Source organism: Vogesella lacus, from assembly GCF_979366295.1.
Genome location: NZ_CEETQT010000004.1, coordinates 195,213 through 210,739, shown reverse-complemented (window position 1 = coordinate 210,739; position 15,527 = coordinate 195,213). Strand labels below are relative to the sequence as shown.

13 protein-coding genes, 1 pseudogene and 1 riboswitch are annotated in these 15,527 nt (G+C 62.8%); of the genes and pseudogenes, 5 read left to right on the top strand and 9 right to left on the bottom strand.

Annotated features, from left to right (window positions below; all coding sequences use genetic code 11):
- Nucleotides 1–39: 39 nt before the first annotated feature.
- Both ACZ9W6_RS06760 and ACZ9W6_RS06755 read left to right on the top strand, forming a co-directional pair.
- Entirely contained in the window at nt 40–3,540 is a 3,501-nt protein-coding gene (locus ACZ9W6_RS06760; RefSeq protein ID WP_465190327.1) for an indolepyruvate ferredoxin oxidoreductase family protein, read from the top strand.
- 90 nt (nt 3,541–3,630) lie between these two features.
- Nucleotides 3,631–4,095 carry a GNAT family N-acetyltransferase gene (locus ACZ9W6_RS06755; protein WP_465190326.1) on the top strand — a complete coding sequence of 155 codons (465 nt, stop codon included), beginning with the start codon at nt 3,631–3,633 and terminating at the stop codon, nt 4,093–4,095.
- Here the strand turns inward: ACZ9W6_RS06755 and ACZ9W6_RS06750 are convergent, their stop codons facing one another.
- The gene (locus tag ACZ9W6_RS06750) at nt 4,096–4,323 is read right to left on the bottom strand and encodes a hypothetical protein (protein ID WP_465190325.1); all 228 of its coding nucleotides are present in this window, start codon (nt 4,321–4,323) and stop codon (nt 4,096–4,098) included.
- A 246-nt stretch (nt 4,324–4,569) separates the two neighbouring features.
- Here ACZ9W6_RS06750 and ACZ9W6_RS06745 point away from each other — a divergent pair, with 246 nt between their 5' ends.
- Together ACZ9W6_RS06745 and ribB are read left to right on the top strand one after the other, a co-directional pair.
- Nucleotides 4,570–6,291, top strand: a complete 1,722-nt coding sequence (locus tag ACZ9W6_RS06745; protein WP_465190324.1) for a GGDEF domain-containing protein — start codon at nt 4,570–4,572, stop codon at nt 6,289–6,291.
- A gap of 49 nt (nt 6,292–6,340) precedes the next feature.
- A riboswitch (FMN riboswitch) is annotated at nt 6,341–6,485 on the top strand.
- Between the two features lie 172 nt (nt 6,486–6,657).
- A complete protein-coding gene (gene ribB / locus ACZ9W6_RS06740; RefSeq protein ID WP_465190323.1) occupies nt 6,658–7,284 on the top strand; it encodes a 3,4-dihydroxy-2-butanone-4-phosphate synthase in 627 nt (208 codons plus the stop codon).
- 55 nt (nt 7,285–7,339) lie between these two features.
- On the opposite strand, the gene ACZ9W6_RS06735 is transcribed toward ribB, so the two are convergent.
- The 6 genes and pseudogenes from ACZ9W6_RS06735 to ACZ9W6_RS06710 all read right to left on the bottom strand — a co-directional run.
- Complete coding sequence (locus ACZ9W6_RS06735; protein WP_465190322.1) at nt 7,340–8,419, bottom strand: NYN domain-containing protein; 1,080 nt, start codon at nt 8,417–8,419, stop codon at nt 7,340–7,342.
- Between the two features lie 63 nt (nt 8,420–8,482).
- Entirely contained in the window at nt 8,483–9,229 is a 747-nt protein-coding gene (locus tag ACZ9W6_RS06730; RefSeq protein WP_465190321.1) for an SDR family oxidoreductase, read from the bottom strand.
- Between the two features lie 3 nt (nt 9,230–9,232).
- The gene (gene ruvA / locus ACZ9W6_RS06725; protein WP_465190320.1) at nt 9,233–9,826 is read right to left on the bottom strand and encodes a Holliday junction branch migration protein RuvA; all 594 of its coding nucleotides are present in this window, start codon (nt 9,824–9,826) and stop codon (nt 9,233–9,235) included.
- 45 nt (nt 9,827–9,871) lie between these two features.
- Nucleotides 9,872–10,786, bottom strand: coding sequence for a UbiA family prenyltransferase (locus tag ACZ9W6_RS06720; protein WP_465190319.1), 915 nt, complete (start codon nt 10,784–10,786; stop codon nt 9,872–9,874).
- A gap of 129 nt (nt 10,787–10,915) precedes the next feature.
- The gene (ampD, locus tag ACZ9W6_RS06715) at nt 10,916–11,467 is read right to left on the bottom strand and encodes a 1,6-anhydro-N-acetylmuramyl-L-alanine amidase AmpD (RefSeq protein WP_465190469.1); all 552 of its coding nucleotides are present in this window, start codon (nt 11,465–11,467) and stop codon (nt 10,916–10,918) included.
- 99 nt (nt 11,468–11,566) lie between these two features.
- A pseudogene (locus ACZ9W6_RS06710) lies at nt 11,567–11,944 on the bottom strand (GNAT family N-acetyltransferase); the annotation flags it as partial.
- A 168-nt stretch (nt 11,945–12,112) separates the two neighbouring features.
- Between ACZ9W6_RS06710 and ACZ9W6_RS06705 the strand changes: the two are divergent.
- Nucleotides 12,113–12,652 carry a hemerythrin domain-containing protein gene (locus ACZ9W6_RS06705; protein ID WP_465190318.1) on the top strand — a complete coding sequence of 180 codons (540 nt, stop codon included), beginning with the start codon at nt 12,113–12,115 and terminating at the stop codon, nt 12,650–12,652.
- 70 nt (nt 12,653–12,722) lie between these two features.
- Here ACZ9W6_RS06705 and ACZ9W6_RS06700 read toward each other — a convergent pair whose 3' ends face one another.
- A complete protein-coding gene (locus ACZ9W6_RS06700; RefSeq protein WP_465190317.1) occupies nt 12,723–14,267 on the bottom strand; it encodes a DHA2 family efflux MFS transporter permease subunit in 1,545 nt (514 codons plus the stop codon).
- A gap of 9 nt (nt 14,268–14,276) precedes the next feature.
- Nucleotides 14,277–15,464: an EmrA/EmrK family multidrug efflux transporter periplasmic adaptor subunit gene (locus tag ACZ9W6_RS06695; RefSeq protein WP_465190316.1), complete on the bottom strand. Its 1,188-nt coding sequence runs from the start codon at nt 15,462–15,464 to the stop codon at nt 14,277–14,279.
- Nucleotides 15,465–15,527 lie beyond the last annotated feature (63 nt).

Here is a 15,527-nt window from a genome sequence, read left to right as displayed (position 1 = left end):
GGCCAACATTGCCACAAGCACTGAGATGGAGGAGACACCATGTCGATACGCCACGTCGAACTGGAAGACAAATACACGGCCCCCACCGGCCACGTCCTGCTTAACGGTATCCAGGCGCTGGTACGCCTGCCGATGATGCAGCATGAACGCGATACCGCCGCCGGCCTGAATACCGCCGGCTATGTGACCGGCTATCGCGGATCGCCGCTGGGTAATGTCGACCAGACCATGCAAAAGGCCAGCAAATACCTGGCCAAGCATAATGTGGTCTTCCATCCCGGCCTCAACGAAGACCTCGCCGCCACCGCCGTGTGGGGCACGCAGCAGGTCAATATGTTTGAAGGCGCCAAGTACGATGGCGTGTTCTCGATGTGGTATGGCAAGGGCCCCGGCGTTGACCGTTCCGGCGACGTGATCAAGCACGGCAATGTGGCCGGCACCAGCCAGCACGGCGGCGTGCTGCTGATCTGCGGCGATGACCACGCGGCCAAGTCGTCCACCTTCCCGCACCAGTCTGATCATATCCTCGCCGCCAGCATGATTCCGGTGCTGTCGCCGTCCGGCGTGCAGGAGGTGATCGACTACGGCCTGCATGGCTGGGCGATGAGCCGTTATTCCGGCTGCTGGGTGTCGATCAAGGCGATCTCCGACACCATCGAAAGCGCAGCGGTGGTCGATATCAGCCCCGAGCGCGTCAAGACTCTCATCCCCGATGATTTCCCGCTGCCGGCCGACGGCCTGTCCATCCGCTGGCCGGACACCCCGCTGGCGCAGGAAAAGCGCGTGCTGCATCACCGCCTGTACGCGGCACTCGCCTATGCACGCGTCAACAAGCTCAACCATGTGACGCTGGATTCGCCCAAGGCGCGCCTCGGCATCATCACCTGTGGCAAGTCCTATCTTGATGTGATGCAGGCGCTGGACGACCTCGGCATTGACGAAAACTTGGCCGCAGACATCGGCCTGCGCATCTTCAAGGTCGGCATGGTGTGGCCGCTGGAGCCGGAAGGCGTGCGCCAGTTTGCCGAGGGGCTGGACGAGATTCTGGTGGTGGAAGAAAAGCGCCAGATCATCGAATACCAGCTGAAAGAACAGCTGTACAACTGGCGCGACGACGTGCGCCCGCGCGTGGTCGGCAAGTTTGCCGAAAAAGGCGAATGGGCACTGCCGCACGGTGACTGGCTGCTGCCGGCCGCCGGCGAGCTGACCCCGGCGATGATTGCGCGCGCGATTGCCAAGCGTCTCGCCCATATCTTTGACAGCCCGGTGATTCACGACCGCCTGAAGTTTTACGAGGACAAGGAAGCGCAGCTGGTGAAGCCGCGCGAGGCCATCGCGCGCATTCCGCACTACTGCTCGGGCTGTCCGCACAACACCAGTACCAAGGTGCCGGAAGGCAGCCGCGCCGTGGCCGGTATCGGCTGCCACTATATGGCGCACTGGATCGAGGGCGGCAGCACCAAGACTTTCACCCAGATGGGTGGCGAAGGCATTACCTGGCTGGGCCAGGCGCCGTTTACCGATACCAAGCATATCTTCACCAACCTTGGTGACGGCACTTACTTCCACTCCGGCCTGCTGGCGATTCGCGCGGCGGTGGCCGGCAAGGTCAACATTACCTACAAGATTCTCTACAACGATGCGGTAGCCATGACCGGCGGCCAGAATGTGGACGGCTATCTCGATGTGCCGATGATTACCCGTCAGGTCGCGGCCGAAGGCGTGGCGCGCATCGTGATTACCAGCGATGACCCGGACAAGTACCGCACAGCGCATGGCCTGAAAGAAGGCCTGGCCGCAGGCGTGGAAGTCTTTCACCGCCGCGAACTCGACCGCCTGCAAAAAGAGCTGCGCGAGATCGCCGGCGTCACCATCCTGATTCACGACCAGACCTGTGCTGCCGAGAAGCGCCGCCGGCGCAAGCGTGGCGAATTCCCCGACCCGGACCGCCGCATCTTCATCAACGAGCGCGTGTGCGAAGGCTGTGGCGACTGCGGCAAGAAATCCGGCTGCCTGTCGGTGTTGCCGGTAGAGACCCCGCTGGGGCGCAAGCGCAAGATTGACCAGTCCAGCTGCAACAAGGATTTCAGCTGCGTCGAAGGCTTCTGCCCGAGCTTCGTATCGGTGGCCGGTGCCAAGGTGAAAAAACCGGGCGGCGGCAAGACCAGCCCGGACAGCCTCGGCAGCCTGCCGCTGCCGAAACTGCCGGCGCTGCACGAGCCCTTCGGCATCATGGTGACCGGCGTTGGCGGCACCGGCGTGGTCACCATCGGCCAGGTACTGGCGATGGCTGCCCACCTCGACAACAAGGGCGTGACCGTGCTCGACATGGCCGGCCTCGCGCAGAAGGGTGGCTCGGTGTGGTCACATGTGCGCATTGCCGACCAGCAGGACAAGCTGCACGCGGTGCGCATTGCCGCCGGCGACGCCAATCTGGTGCTGGGTTGCGATCTGGTGGTCACCGCCGCCGAAGAAGCACTGGCCAAGATGCGCGAGGGCTTCAGCCATGTGGTGGTCAACAATTACGAATCGCCGACCAGCGCCTTCCTGAAGAATCCTGACGTGCGCTTCCCGGCACGCGAGATGAAGGATGCGATTGTCGAGTCGGTCGGCAAGCAGCACTTTGCCGAGGTCAACGCCACCCGCATCGCCACCGCGCTGCTGGGTGACGCGATTGCCGCCAATATGTTCATGCTGGGCTATGCCTGGCAAAAGGGGCTGGTGCCGGTATCGCTGGAGGCCATCATGAAGGCGGTCGAACTCAATGGCGCGGCCGTCAAGTTCAACCAGAGCGCCTTTGACTGGGGCCGTCATGCCGCGCATGACCTCGCTGCGGTCGAGCGTCTGGTCAGCCCGACAGCCGTGGTGGCCTTCACCCCGCGCGAAACCGTCGAAGGGGTCGAGCATCATCGCAGCAAGGAACTAGCCGCCTATCAGGACGACAAGTTGGCCGCACGCTACAAGGCACTGGTCGAGCGCATCCGCCAGCGAGAAGAGCAGATCAAGCCGGGCAGCAGCGTGCTGACACTGGCGGTGGCCAAGGCCTACTACCATGTGCTCGCCTACAAGGACGAGTACGAGGTGGCGCGCCTGTACAGCGATGGCGAGTTCCGCCGCCAGCTGGACAGCCAGTTCGAGGGCGATCTCAAGCTGACCTTCCACTTTGGTGCCAGCTGGATGACCGGCCACCAGCCGAAAAAGGTCAACCTCGGCGCGTGGGCGCTGAAGGCACTCGGCGTGATTGCGCGCTGCAAGCGCCTGCGCGGCACGGCGCTGGATCCCTTCGGCTGGCAGGCTGACCGCAAGCTGGAACGCGCAATGATTACCGAGTTCGAACAGCTGATCGGCGAGCTCGAATCACGCCTGACTGCGGCCAACCTTGGCACCGCCAGCGAGATGGTCAAGCAGTACGAACAGGTGCGCGGCTTCGGCCACGTCAAGGAAGCCGGCCTCAAGGCAGCGCACGCCCGTCTGGCCGAGTTGCGCAGGGAGCTGGATGCGCCAACACACAAGCCGGGCGACAAAAACGCCGTTGCCTGAATCGGGTAATTGCAATTGTCATCAAGCGGGCCACATGGCCCGCTTTTTTGTTACCATGTCGATAATTGGTATTTGATTGGACTTATCGATATGCCTGCCGACATTCTGGTCAAGCTGTATCAGCTGCCCGCGCCACTGCCGCTGCCTGAGGGCTATCAGTTGCGCCGCCCGCTACCGCACGAGCGCGACAAGCTCAGACAGTGGGTAGACCGGCATTTTGGCAGCGGCTGGGCGGCCGAGTGCGATACCGCCTTTCGCCAGCAACCGGCCAGCGTGCTGCTGGCTTGTGACGCCGAGGGCAAGCCGCATGGCTTTGCCTGTTACGACGTGACGGCGCGCGGCTTTTTCGGGCCCACCGGCGTGGCTGAAAGCGCACGCGGCAAGGGGCTGGGCAAGGCGCTGTTGCTGGCTGCCATGCATGCCTTGCAACAGCAGGGCTATGCCTATGCCGTGATCGGCAGTGCCGGGCCTATCGATTTTTATCTGCAGCAGCTGCCTGCCATGGTGATACCGGATAGCCATCCGGGCATCTACCCGCCGGCAACAGACTGGTAATCAGGAAGGAAACAGGCTGAGACGACGCGCATCATCCACCGCCTGGGCCATGTCGTGGCATTCGTTCTGCCACACCCAGACCTTGTGATGAGCATCGAAAGCTTCGATCAGCCACAGCTTGCCGCCATTGCCCAAGGCCACCAGCCGGGCACGCGTCGGGCGCTGGTAATTGAAAATCACCGCATCACGGTTTTGCACACCGGCAGTGACAGTTGCCATATTTCGCATGAGTTTGGGTCGCCATAATGTTGGACAACCGTAAAAGAGCAAATGCCATGCCAAGCGGCCTGACACTTGCCTGCCCTGCTATGGCGTTGTTGTATTTTGATGCAGATCAAGGCATTTCCCTGAATGTTTTCAACACAAACCATAGTCTCGGCAGGCCAGCGAGTATATAAAACACGATGTCCCGACAGCAGCCCAACCACCCAGGCTGCTGAGAATCCCAAGCCAGAAGCAGGGAATGCGCCAACCATGCCCACCACGCACCAAGCCAGTGCCAGACAGACACTGACAGCCAGGCAACAACGCTTGTCATTGCCAGACTTGCTGGCAGAGTCACGTCTGTGCGGCCAGAGCGGCAAGCACCAGATCGGCCAGGCCATGGCCGAGCGCGCCTTGCAACTGGCCGAGCAACACCAGCCGGAACGCACCGAAGCGCTGAGCCTGCTGGCCTTTCACCTGTCGCGGCTGGGCCATCTGGCTGATGCCATTCCTTATGGTCTGGAAGCCGCCTCGCGCCTCGATTTCATCAAACAGGCCGCCGCCCGCGCCGATGTGCTGTGCACCGTGGCGATGGCCTGCAGCGATCTGGGCCTTGGCCATGACGGCCTCAAATACGCACTCGAAGCACTGGCCGCAGCCCGCATCAGCGGCGATGCGCTGACCCTGAGCTGGGCGCTGAACCGCACCGGCATCTGCACCTTTACTGCCGTAGGTGATCTGGAACAAAGCGTCAGCCTGCTGCAGCAAGCCGCCCGGTTGGCCGCCGAACAAGGCGATGTGATTGCCCGCTTCAGCGCCATCAACAATATCGGCACCAACTACCGCCTGGCCGGCCTGCGCCAACGCACGATCCGGCCGCAACAGGCTGCCGATCTGCTGTTGCAGGCGCGCAGCTTCCTCGAAGAAGCGGCCGAGCTGTCGGCCATGATAGACAACCCGCATCTGCGCACCGCCGCGCTGATCAATGTCGCCGAAATCCTGGTAGACCTGCAGCAATTCGACATCGCGCGCAACTGGCTGCGCGAAGCGTGCAAGCTGGCGCGCAAGCATCGTTTCACCGTGCTGACCCGCCGCACCGAACTGGTTGATGCGCTGATCCTCAACCAGACCGGCCAGACCGCCAAGGCGATTGCCATTCTCGAGCAGTTGCTGCAGCTGTCGTCCGACCAGATCGAATTCGAAATGCTGGTGCTCGCCTACGAAGAGCTGTACCGCATGCTCAAGCATAGTGGCCGCTTTGAAGAAGCGCTGCAGCGGCTGGAAAAACTGCGCGAGCTGGAGCAGGACGTCGCCGACAAGCGCAGCAGCACCCAGGGCTGGGCACTGCGCAAAGAGCTTGAAATCACCAGCGCCCAGCTGGAAGCCGAAAAAGCCAAGCTGCACGCCGAACAGGAACGCCTGCGTGTCGCGCGGCTCGAAGCCGAGAAAATGGCGGCCGAAGCCCGCATGTGCGAGCTGGAACAGGAAGCACTGATCGACGCGTTGACCTCGGTCGGCAATCGCCGCATGCTGGATCGCGAAGGCCCGCCACGCCTGCTGTCGCCCTGTACGCCACAACACGGCGTCGCCGTGGTAGTGCTGGATCTGGACCACTTCAAATCGGTCAACGACCGTTTCGGCCACGCCATCGGCGACGATGTGCTGCGCAAGGTGGCCCAGCTGATCCAGCTGCACACTCGCGCCAGCGATCTGGTTACCCGCTATGGCGGCGAGGAATTCGTGCTGCTGCTGATGGACACCAGCCACGAAGCGGCCATTGCCTGTTGCGAGCGACTGCGCCTCGCGCTGATCGACTACGACTGGTCTACCCTGCACCCGATGCTCGGCGTCACCGCCAGCTTCGGCATGTCCTGGCATGCCACCCCGGCCGACTGGCACACTGCCCTGCTGGCGGCCGACCAGGCCCTGTATCTGGCCAAGCATCGCGGCCGCAACCGGCTGGAACTCGCGCGCCACAACGAGCCGGCTTGACAGCCCCCCACCCCTCGCCGACACTCTGCCTGCCCGCCACTTTGGCGGGCAACGTCTTCAGGGCGGGGTGAAACTCCCCACCGGCGGTATGGCCACAAGGCCGAGCCCGCGAGCGCCTTTACGCCAGTAAAGGGTCAGCAGATCTGGTGAAATGCCAGAGCCGACGGTGATAGTCCGGATGAAAGAAGATGAACACTGACCGCGCCATGCGGCCAGTGCGCTTTGCATATCGTCTTGCCACGCACCCGCCAGCCTCATCACGGCCAGCGGAGCGCTGTCTGGCGTCTGCAAGGTTGGCCGCCTGCGGCCAACCCTTTCCCCAGCCCGGTGACGTGTTTCTCAATCCACTACTTGAGGACCGTTTCCATGAACGCTCACACCGATATCCTGAACCTGCGCCTGCAGACCGCACTCGACGCCTTGCGCGCCGGCAAACCCGTCATCGTCGCCGACGATCACGACCGCGAAAACGAGGCCGATCTCATCCTCGCCGCCGATGCACTGACCGTACCGGAAATGGCGCGGCTGATCCGCGACTGCAGCGGCATCGTCTGCCTGTGCCTGACGCGCCAACACGCCGAGCGCCTGCAACTGCCACCGATGGTCGCCCATAACGACAGCCGCTACGGCACCGCCTTCACCGTCAGCATCGAGGCGGCCGCAGGCGTCAGCACCGGCGTATCGGCCGCCGACCGCGTCACCACCATCCGTGCCGCCATCGCCCCCGACGCCCGGCCCGGCGACCTCGCTCGCCCCGGCCATGTCTACCCGCTGATTGCCCGCGACGGCGGCGTGCGCGAACGGCGCGGTCATACCGAAGCCGCGGTCGAACTCGCCCGTCTGGCCGGTTTTTCGCCGGCCGGTGTGCTGTGCGAGCTGATGAACCCGGATGGCAGCATGATGCGCGGCGCCGAACTCGACGCCTACGCCGCCACCCACGACTTGCCGCAACTGACGGTAGCCGAGCTGGCCGAGTGGCTGGATAAGCAGTAAAGCATTTTACGGCCGACTGTATGTACAGTTGGCCGCATCAGATACCTCTAGCGAACTAGCGCACTTGCTTGTTTTTAGGCCGTGAAGAAGCTGAGGCTTTAGGTGCCGGTTTATTTTTAGCCAACCGAATAAACCTAGTTTGACCTGCATGACTGCGTTTCTCTATCAAGCTAGAAAATTGCTCGTCTATCAAGGCCTCAAGATTATTGACACCATAATCTTCAATTCTGAATCCGTTATGAATAATAGGTAGATAGCGCCTTACTGAACGAAGCGGAGCCCAATCACCAGCCATCGAAATGGATATTGCCTGTACCAATACTTTTCCCAGCGCATCTCGGCTAAGAGTTTCCGTACGTTTGCGCAACAAAATGCCGGTCTTACCATTGCTACAAGGCTTACTGTCAAACCAGCCGCACTCCTGAGCCAGTACTGACAACTTCTTATAGCCATAATTACGTGAATCGAAATCCGGCTTCCACTGCACCAGCAAACTACCGACCCCACCGAGATTTGCCCAGCCATCATCTGTTGATGATTTCTCTACAGCTAACTCTAGCAATTGGCGAAGCTCCTGATCCAGCACGCGAAATGGTGGCGGTGCGGTCACATTCGCCCTTATCTGCGGCTCAGCGACCTCCTGCTTAGGCACTAGCAATGACTCATCAGCTACTGCGTGTTCAGGTAGCGTAATCTCAGTCTCCGATTGTGCTTGCAGAATTTCCACATACTTGAATTGCGAGCAAGCCTTACGAAAAGCCTCAGGTGTTTTTTGCTCGCCAAAGCCCCAAACCGTGACTCCATCCTGCCGTAGTCTGGTGGCAAGGGAAGAAAAATCACTATCACTAGAAATCAGGCAGAACGTGTTATACCGACGGGTATGCAGCAAATCCATGGCATCAATCACCATGAAAATATCAGATGCATTTTTCCCTTTGGTATTTGGATACTGCTGCATGGGCTGGATCGCGTGCTCTGCACACAAGCTGCGCCAGCCATCTGAACGGCCAAAATCACCATATACTCTTTTCAGAGCCAAGTTGCCGGCGGTAGCAGCCTCCTCCAAGATGGCCGATATCCATCGAGTCGAAACATTATCAGCATCGATCAGGACCGCTACGTGCTTGTTATCCAATTACTCCCCCTGCCATGATTGGTGTAAAACCACACAATTATGCCATAGGAGTTTAGCACTTCATTAACGCCCGCCCGCCACCTCAATAAAACTGCCGGTCGTAAACGAGGCCTCGTCTGACAGCAGCCACAAGATGGCCGCGGCGACTTCTTCGGGCTGGCCGCCACGCAGCATGGGCACGGCGCTTTTCACGCGGTCGACGCGACCGGGTTCGCCACCATCGGCGTGCATATCGGTATAGATGAAGCCGGGGCGCACGCCGTTGACGCGGATGCCTTCGGCCGCCACTTCTTTGGCCAGACCGATGGTGAGCGTATCGAGCGCGCCCTTGCTGGCGGCGTAGTCGATGTACTCGTTTGGCGAGCCGGTACGCGCTGCCAGCGAGGACACATTGACGATGGCCCCGCCCTGGCCACCATAACGGGTAGATAACCGTTTCACCGCCGCACGGCAGCACAGCATCGGGCCGATGACATTGGTGGCCAGAATGCGCTGCCAGCGCGCCACATCCATATCGTCCAGTCGCATCTGCGTCTCGAGAATGCCGGCATTGTTAACGAGGGCCGACAGCGGGCCGAGCTGCGCCTCCACCTCGGCAAACAGCTGTGCCACACCGGCTTCGTCCGCCACGTTGGCCGCAATCGCCAGCGCGGTGCCGCCAGCCGCACGGATGTCGGCCACCACCGCTTCGGCCGCAGCGGCCTGACGATGATAATTCACCGCTACCGCCCAGCCGCGCTGTGCGGCCAACCTGGCAGTGGCCGCGCCAATGCCGCGACTGCCCCCGGTAACCAGCAGCACCTTGCCCATGGTTTATCCCTTCATCAGGTTTTTCAGCGCCAGTCGTACGCCGTCGCTGACGGTGACATCGGCCGGCAGGCCTTTTGTCGCCGCTGCGGCTTCTTTCTCGTTGTAACCCAGTGCCAGCAAGGCGTTGACGATATCGCTCTTCTCGTCCGGCGTGGCGGCAAACGGCAGGCCGCCGGGCACGGTGAGATTGCTGCCAGAAGCCAGCTTGCCGCGCAGCTCCAGCACCAGCCGCTCGGCGGTTTTCTTGCCGATGCCGGGCACCGAGGACAGGCGCTTGATGTCCTCGCTGGCAATCGCCACGGCCAGCTCGTCGGTGCTCATGCCGGACAGAATCGCCAGCGCGATCTTGGCACCGATGCCGGTGACCTTGATCAGCTGGCGGAAGGTTTCGCGCTCGTCACGGCTGCCAAAGCCGAACAGCAAATGCGCATCCTCGCGCACCACCAGATGGGTAAACAGCGTGACCTTCTGCCCCAGCGGCGGCAGCTGGTAAAAGGTGGTCATGGTGACGTCGACGTCGTAACCGACGCCGTTCACATCGACGGTAATTTGCGGGGGCAGTTTTTCAATCAGGTTGCCGGTCAGTCGTCCGATCATGAGCACTCTCGAAAAGGTTGGCCGCAGGCGGGGCGCGCCGGCCGCTCAGGCCAGCCACCAGGCCAAAGCCAGCAGCACGGGATGAAGATTAGCCGCCATGATAGTCGCAACAATCGCCGTGCGCAGATTGTTGTCGCGCAGCGCACGCCAGCTGATGCCGTACAGCAGTGCCAGCGGCAGCAGACTCAGCAGGCCGAGCGGCGCGGCAAGCAGGCCCGCCGCCGCACTCGACAACACCGCCAGCTGCAACAGGCTATAAGCGGCGCGCGCCGCCGCCGGCGACAGGCGCACCACCCAGTGGCGCTTGCCGGCCAGCGCATCGGCCTCGCGGTCGGGAAACTGATTGATGAACAGCAAGGCAGCGGCGGCCAGACCGGTAGACAGGAACAGCCAGCCCACCGCCAGCGACAGCGTGCCGTCCAGCACCTGCAACATGCCCAGCGGAATCAGCGCGAAGCTCGTCACCACCGCCAGCTCGCCCAGGCCACGGCTGTTGAGTTTCAGCGGTGGCGCGGAATAGCCCCAGCCCAGCAGCACGCCGGCAAAGCCGGTCAGCAGCAGCGGCCAGCCGGTCTGTGCCACCAGATACAGGCCGCCGATGATCACCAGCGCAATCAGCCCCAGCGCCAGCGCGGCCATCTGGCGGCGGCTGAGAATGGCTTGCTGGATAAAGCGGCTGCCGCCGGTGAACGGATAAATCCGGCCAAGGTTGGCCGCATCGCTGCCGTTATCGTGATCGGCGACATCATTGATCACATTCACCGCCGCATGGCACAGCAAGGCCAGCAGGATCGCCAGCACTGCCAGCGGCCAGCCGGCCTGCAAGCGCGCCAGACCGGCAACCGCGATGCCGGGCAAGGTGGCGGCCAGGGTGAGGGTGAGAAAAGACGGCCGGGTGGCCAGTAACCAGCGCAGCGGGCGCTGCTGCAGGCCGCGCAGGGCGGCTTCGGCTGAGCTCATGATGGCGATCCGCAAAAACACCAGCATAAACCCGCCAGACAGCAACGACCTGCTGCCGGATCAAACCGCCACGTTTTAGCGCGGGCAACAATCCCCACCCACCGGGCACAACGGTCTGGCCAGCGACGCTTATAGCTCGGGCAACGGCCGGCCGACGCTGGCAGCCAACCTTGTCCAGTCGAAATACGGGCCGGGGTCGGTCTTGCGCCCCGGCGCGACGTGCTCGTGGCCGCTGATTGCCGTCACGCCGCAGTCGCGCTCCAGCAGGGCCACCAGTGCGGCCAGCATGCGGTACTGCCGCTGGTCGAAAGGCTCGAAGTCGCAGCCTTCGAGTTCAATGCCCAGCGAGAAGTCATTGCAGCGCTCGCGGCCACGCCATTGCGAGGCACCGGCATGCCAGGCGCGCTGTCGTGTCGAGACAAACTGCAGCAGGCTGCCGTCGCGGCGGATGAAGAAATGGCAGGACACGCGCAGATGGCTGATCTCGCGGTAAAACGGATGAGCGTCCTCATCCAGCGTATTGCTGAACAGCCGCGCCACGCCATCGCCGCCATATTGATACGGCGGCAGGCTGATATTGTGGATAAGTAGCAGCGGCGTCGCCGGCTGTGGATAACTGTCGTGATTCGGCGACGGCAGCTGCTGCGCCTCGCGCACCCAGCCATCGGCCGCCAGCGTCAGCACAGGCTGGCTGTCGTCACGCGTCCACGCCAGATATTGCAGCTGCAGGCCATCGCTGGTGCCGGCCTGATGCGGATGCGTCGGCACAAAGCCGGCCTTGCCATAACAACGCAAGGCGGCAAGGTTGGCCGCAGCCGTCATCACCGTCACCTTGTCGGCCTCGGCCAACAGATGGTGCAGCAAGCGCCCGGCCCAGCCCTCGCCCAGCCGCGCCGGGTCGGTCAGCAGCCGGCTGATGTCGTAATGGCCGCTGCCGCGCGGCTCGGCCGCCAGCAGCGCGCACAGCTGCCCGGCCGCGTCATGCACCGCCAGCACCCGTGGCGTCACGCGGATATCGTCGGCGCATCCCCACAATCTTGGCAGCGCCGGATAGGCCAGCCAGCTGCATTCGAGCTGGTGCGCGGCATCGTGCAATTGCAGGGCGGCGGCAAGGCTGGCGGCATCCTGCGCCAGCGGCGCAACGGTAAACGGCGGCATGATGATTCCTGTGTGGGCGATGCGGCCAATGTACTGCATTGGCCGATATTCACCAATATTGCGCCTGATCAGCAAAGCCGCCGACAATTTGCCGCATATTGCCACACTGCGCTGCCCGTCAAACCCGCCGGGGCAGGCCCTCTCATCCGTTTACCAAGGAGTTCTGCCATGCTGAGCCTGGATGCCCTCGCCGCCTCGGTGGCCGCGCCGAGTTTCGACGAGCCGCTGGACATGCTGTATGCCTGCCACGACAAGGTGCGCCGTTTTTGCGGCCAACTTGATGCCCTGCCCGCCTATCTGGCCGAACACGGCCGCAGTCAGGCGGCGATCAACACCATAGACGGCATCGTGCGTTATTTCGACCTCGCCGGCCCCGCCCATCATCAGGACGAAGAAGACGAGCTGTTTCCGCTGATTCTCGAACGCCTGCCCGAGTCGGCACCGAAAATCGAACAACTCTTGGGCGAACACGGCTATCTGCACTCGCGCTGGAACGCGATTCGCGACGACCTGCTGGCTTTCAGCCGTGGCGAGATCGACGGCATTACCGCCAGCGAACTGCAGGAATTCGCGCGGCTGTACCGCGAACACGCGGCGCGTGAAGAACAATGGCTGTTCCCCACCGCCAGCCGCCTGATCAGCGAAGACGAGCTGGCCGCCGCCGGCAAACGCATGGCCGCGCGCCGCGGCAGCAAGTACGACAACTGAAGCGCCAAAAAAAAAACCGCACTACCAAGGCGGTAGTGCGGTTGCCACACGGGCCAGGGAATAAACCTGATCAATGGCCGGCGTCGACCGGCGCGGCCTGCCCGGCTTGCGGCTTCACCGGCTTTGACAGCCACACCAGCGCCGTCACCATCAAGAACAGCACACTACAGGCGAGGAACAGCTCGTTGGCGCCGATGAACATGCCCTGACGCGTGACATCACGCGCCAGCGTCGCCGCCGCCTGCTCCAGACTCAGGCCGGCCTGCTGCATCGCGGCCAGCGCCTGGCGCGTGGCTTCGTCGTACAGACTCACGTGCTCGCTCAGCTGCACATGGTGCACCGCCTCGCGCTGCTCCCACTGCCAGATGAATACCGAAGCGCCGATCGAACCGGCCAGCGTGCGCAGGAAGTTGGACAGACTGGCGGCACTGGCCAGCTGCTGCGGCTTGATATTCGACAGCGTGATCTGCGTCAGCGGCATGAAGAAGCCGGCAAGCGCGATACCCTGCACAAACTGCGGCCAGGCCAGATCGGCAAAGGTCATGCCGGGGTTGAAGGTCGCGTAACGCCACCAGAAGCAGAAGGCAAACATCAACAGGCTGATCGTCACCACCTTGCGCATATCAAGCCGGTGCGCGTTCTTGCCGATCAGCGGCGACAGCAACACCGGCAGAATGCCGATCGGTGCGGTGGCAAGGCCAGCCTCGGTGGCGGTGTAACCCAGCTGGGTCTGCATCAGCAGCGGCAGCATGACGATGGCGCCAAAATACAGCATGAAGCTGATGCTGATGGCGATCACCCCGACGGTGAAGTTGCGGTCGCGGAACAGCGACAGGTCGATCACCGGATGGTCGTCATGCAGCTCCCAGATCACCAGATAGCTGAGGCTCAGCAGCGCCACCACGCCATAGGCGATGATTTCGGCCGAGTGGAACCAGTCCAGCTCCTTGCCGCGATCCAGCATCATCTGCAGACAGCCAACGCCCAACACCAGCAGGATCAGGCCAAGCTTGTCGATAGGCAGCTGCAAGGTGGCGGTTTCGCGCTCGCGCAAGAGGCCCCAGGCCAGCCAGCAGGCGAGCATGCCGACCGGCACATTGATGAAGAAGATCCAGCTCCAGTGCCAGTTGTCCGAAATCCAGCCACCGAGAATCGGCCCGAAAATCGGCGCGACGATGATGGTCATCGTCCACAAGGCCATGGCCAGGCCGCGCTTGTCCGGCGGATAACTCTGCAGCAGCAAACTCTGCGACAGCGGAATCATCGGCCCGGCCAGCGCGCCCTGCAGCACACGGAACAGGATCAGCCATTCCAGGCTGGGCGCGAGGCCGCACAGCAGCGAGGACAGCACGAAGCCCAGCGTCGCCAGCATGAACAGCTTTACTTCGCCAAAGCGCTTGGCCAGCCAGCCGGTAATCGGCACCGAAATCGCATTGGCCACGCCAAACGAGGTGATCACCCAGGTACCCTGGGTGGTCGAGGCACCGAGATCGCCGGCGATGGTCGGAATCGCCACGTTGGCAATGGTGGTGTCCAGCACCTGCATGAAGGTGGCCAGCGACAGGGCGAAGGTCACCAGCGTTCTGGCACGACCTTCGAGCGGGGGGTGGCTCATGCGGCCTCCTTACTTGCCAAGGTTGGCCGCAACGATTTCGGCAACACGGGCATCGGCACGCGCCAGCTGCGCATCAAACACCTTGGTCGCCAGCGCCGGATCCGCCTTGGCATTGGCCAGCAAGGCACCCTCCTGCTTGCTGGTATCGACCTTGGCCGTCATCGACAGGCCAACGCGCAGCGGATGTTTGGCCAGCTCGGCGCTGTCCAGATTGATGCGTACCGGTACGCGCTGCACCACCTTGATCCAGTTGCCGGTGGCGTTTTGCGGCGGCAGCAGCGAGAAGGCGCTGCCGGTGCCGGCGGCAAAGCCGGCCACGGTGCCGTGATATTCGACATCGCTGCCGTAGAGATCGGCCTCCAGCACTACCGGCTGACCGATGCGCAATTCATGCAGCTGCACTTCCTTGAAGTTGGCGTCCACCCACAGCTTGTCCAGCGGCACCACCGCCAGCAGCGGCGTACCGGCTTGCACGCGTGCACCCGGCTGGGCGCTACGCTTGGCAATCTGGCCGGCAACCGGCGCACGCACCTCGGTGCGCGCTACGGCCAGCATCGCCTCGCGCACGGCGGCGGCGGCACGGGCAACTGCCGGCTGTTTTTCGGCGCTGTCGGACAGCACCAGCGCGCGACTGGCCTTCTGCTCTTCACGCGCGGCGGTCAGGGCTGATTCGGCTGCGGCCAGCGCGGCGCGCGCACTGTTGGCCGCATCACGCGCATGCTGCACTTCTTCCAGCGACACTGCCTGCTCTTTCAGTGCGGCTTCGCGGCGCTTGAGGTCGCCCTCGACGCGCTCCAGCTCGGCACGCGCGCGGCTGACTTCAGCCTCGCGCACCACGACTTGGGCATCAGACTTGCCACTGACCGAAATCAGCTGGCGAGTCTGGCGCACGGCCTGGGCCAGATCGGCCTCGGCACGCGCCAGCGCCAGACGGGCGTCGTTGTCATCCAGGCTCAGCAGCAGATCGCCAGCCTTCACCATCTGGTGTTCATCCACCAGCACCGTGCGCACATTGCCGGCGATCTGGCTGGAGACCGGAATCACATTGCCGGCGACATAGGCGTCGTCGGTGCTCTGGTGATTGCGCAGTGCCAGCCACCAGTAGGCGGTGCCCAACAGGGCCAGCACGATGACAATCTGGGTCAGCCGCTGCAAGGCGCGGCGGCGACCATTATTTTCGGGAGTTTGGTTTTCCATTTTCTTGTCCGGCTTGAGCTATCCCAGAGTCTCTTCACGCGCTGGCGAACCAGACCGGAACCC

Bases quoted from the DNA above. Each gene is read 5' to 3' on its own strand.
- ribB (WP_465190323.1), top strand. From the start codon at position 6,658: ATGAACGCTCACACCGATATCCTGAACCTGCGCCTGCAGACCGCACTC.
- ACZ9W6_RS06750 (WP_465190325.1), bottom strand. From the start codon at position 4,323: ATGCGAAATATGGCAACTGTCACTGCCGGTGTGCAAAACCGTGATGCG.
- ACZ9W6_RS06755 (WP_465190326.1), top strand. From the start codon at position 3,631: ATGCCTGCCGACATTCTGGTCAAGCTGTATCAGCTGCCCGCGCCACTG.
- ACZ9W6_RS06720 (WP_465190319.1), bottom strand. From the start codon at position 10,786: ATGAGCTCAGCCGAAGCCGCCCTGCGCGGCCTGCAGCAGCGCCCGCTG.
- ACZ9W6_RS06705 (WP_465190318.1), top strand. From the start codon at position 12,113: ATGCTGAGCCTGGATGCCCTCGCCGCCTCGGTGGCCGCGCCGAGTTTC.
- ACZ9W6_RS06695 (WP_465190316.1), bottom strand. From the start codon at position 15,464: ATGGAAAACCAAACTCCCGAAAATAATGGTCGCCGCCGCGCCTTGCAG.
- ACZ9W6_RS06745 (WP_465190324.1), top strand. From the start codon at position 4,570: ATGCCCACCACGCACCAAGCCAGTGCCAGACAGACACTGACAGCCAGG.
- ruvA (WP_465190320.1), bottom strand. From the start codon at position 9,826: ATGATCGGACGACTGACCGGCAACCTGATTGAAAAACTGCCCCCGCAA.
- ACZ9W6_RS06760 (WP_465190327.1), top strand. From the start codon at position 40: ATGTCGATACGCCACGTCGAACTGGAAGACAAATACACGGCCCCCACC.
- ACZ9W6_RS06700 (WP_465190317.1), bottom strand. From the start codon at position 14,267: ATGAGCCACCCCCCGCTCGAAGGTCGTGCCAGAACGCTGGTGACCTTC.
- ACZ9W6_RS06730 (WP_465190321.1), bottom strand. From the start codon at position 9,229: ATGGGCAAGGTGCTGCTGGTTACCGGGGGCAGTCGCGGCATTGGCGCG.